Genomic DNA, 2,255 nt, shown 5'->3' with positions numbered 1-2,255 from the left:
TGCAGAAGGCGGCGCAGGCGGTGACGGGGGCGCTGGCGGCGCTGGCGGGCAACAACCTGGCGGGTGCGCTGGCGAGCGGCGCCTCGCCGTACCTGGCGACGGAAATTAAAAAGCGGGTCGGTGAAGACAATATCGCCGCCAACGCGATGGCGCACGCGGTGCTGGGCGCGGTGACTGCGCAGCTGAACAACCAGTCGGCCGCTGCCGGGGGACTGGGCGCCGGCGGCGGGGAGCTGGCGGCGCGCTACATTGCCGGCCAGCTGTTCCCGGACAAGACGGCAGAGCAGCTGAGCGAAAGCGAGAAGCAACAGGTGAGCGCGCTGAGCCAATTGGCCGCAGGGCTTGCAGGCGGGCTGGCGACGGGGGATACTGCAGGAACGGTGACCGGTGGACAGGCCGGGAAGAATGCGATTGAGAATAACTATCTGAGCGTGTCTGAAAAGACAGAGCTTGAGATAGCGAAGCAGACACTTAAAAACAGTAAAGATCCGGCAGAGCGCGAAAAGGCGCAGCAGAAATATGATGCATTGCTTGAAAAAGATATCAGCACTGATAAGGCTGTAATCGCTGCGTGCAGCAATGGACAGGCAGCCAGCGCGGCTTGTGCCGGTGAAAGATTGAAAGTTATTGCAGTTAAAGGGGGTTATGAAACCGGAAATTACAATAACCAAGCCAGCGATATGTATCCGGATGCTTACGGGCAGATAGTAAACCTGCTGAATCTCACCAGTGTTGATGCACAGAATCAGCAGCAGGTGAAGGATGCGATGGTAAACTATGCCATGGCGCAGTTCGGTGTGGATAAAGCGACGGCTGAAAACTACATCGAAACTTATGACGGAATGAAGATTGTTGCGGCTTCGATGACACCAGTGTTAGGTGCTGCGGCAGCTAATAAAATTAGTGCATTAGGCCAGAGGGTTGTTAAGGAAAGCGTACCTAAAAACCCTAACTCTTCAAGTGCAATTACAGATGCTGAAGCTGGAGGCTATTCTTACTACGATAAATTCAAGAATGCCAATGGTGGGTGGGATTGGCCCAAGAATTTGGGATTTGAAGGTGATCCTGTCAAAACCACAATTCCGGTAGGCACGCGCCTGGATAGATATGGTGAGCCTAATGGTTCTTTCCTTGCACCGAAAGGTACGCCTTACGAACAACGAGCCCTAGCGCCAGGTGCTAAAGCTGAAAAATACTATGAACATGAAGTAATAAAACCCTTGCCTGCTATACAAGGAAAGATTGCCCCCGCTTTTGGTGAGCCTGGTGGGGGTATTCAAATATTACCTAATATGCAAGATCGAGTGAATGTGGAATGGCTATTGAAGAATGGATATATTCGTGAGGTTCGCTAACATGTTGCTGAATATCAATGAAATACAAAAGAAAATTGACGCGTTGACCTTGCAAGCTGGTCTCCCAAGACATTCAGTTAATCTTTGTTCCGCTCCAATTGGTGATGGCACTCCATATGTTACATTTGAAAACAATGTATATAATTACATTCATTCAGAAAGAGGTTATGAATTTTCGCGGAAGGTTACTGGGTCGCTAGATGAACTACTTTATTGGGTCATGTCAGAACTCGCTTATAAGACAGCATTCCAATATGAGTTAGAACACAGGGTGAAAGGCAGAGATGGACGACGCATCGCTTTCCCAAAATTTATTGAGTTAATGGCAAGTATGAATCTTTCATGGAAGCTAAAAGCACGACATGAAATTCAAAAAATTCTGACTGAAGCACCCTACGACGATAGTCTTTATACATAAGGGTAATGAATCCCAGTTTTTGCGGCTGGGATTATTGTGGAGAATAACCATCTGAACTTGCCGAATGGGCTAATGGATGCAGGGCGGGCCACTTCGACACTGAGCAAGTTTATGACGGAGCATGGCGCCACGCCGGAAGAGGTAACGCAGGCGCAGAGCGACCTGGCAAAAGGTCTGGGAACAGGAGCACCACAGCCGGCTACCGAGCTTGTGAAGAAATGGGCGCTATTGATGAGCACAGCAGCGACAATGGGCACGGGGTCTGGCGTCGGTGTCGGAGCGGCAGCAACGGGAGGGGCTGTTGGCGGTGCTGCGAATGTCAGTACGCAACTCACGGTGAATGGAGACAAACCCTTCAGCTACACCGATGCACTACTTGCTATAGGGACGGGGGCATTATCGCAAGGTAAAGGCCCGTTGCTGACAGGCGGTGTCAGTGTTGGCGGTGCTTTGGCGGACAGGCGATGGACGTTATCCGCACG

At 51.2% G+C, this 2,255-nt stretch carries 2 protein-coding genes and 1 pseudogene; all 3 read left to right on the top strand.

The features are described from left to right. The coding region (locus HMPREF3138_RS02185) for a glycohydrolase toxin TNT-related protein (RefSeq protein WP_246828708.1) at positions 1-1,355 on the top strand (1,355 nt) is incomplete at its 5' end. 1 nt (position 1,356) lies between these two features. Further along, complete coding sequence (locus tag HMPREF3138_RS24990) at positions 1,357-1,773, top strand: immunity 63 family protein (RefSeq protein ID WP_071605331.1); 417 nt, start codon at positions 1,357-1,359, stop codon at positions 1,771-1,773. 111 nt (positions 1,774-1,884) lie between these two features. Next, a pseudogene (locus HMPREF3138_RS26805) lies at positions 1,885-2,255 on the top strand (hypothetical protein); the annotation flags it as partial.

Origin of the sequence: Serratia sp. HMSC15F11, from assembly GCF_001808215.1 — a bacterium.
GTDB lineage: Bacteria > Pseudomonadota > Gammaproteobacteria > Enterobacterales > Enterobacteriaceae > Serratia > Serratia nevei.
Note: the sequence above shows the minus strand (reverse complement) of the source record. Positions and strands in the feature narration are given on the sequence as shown.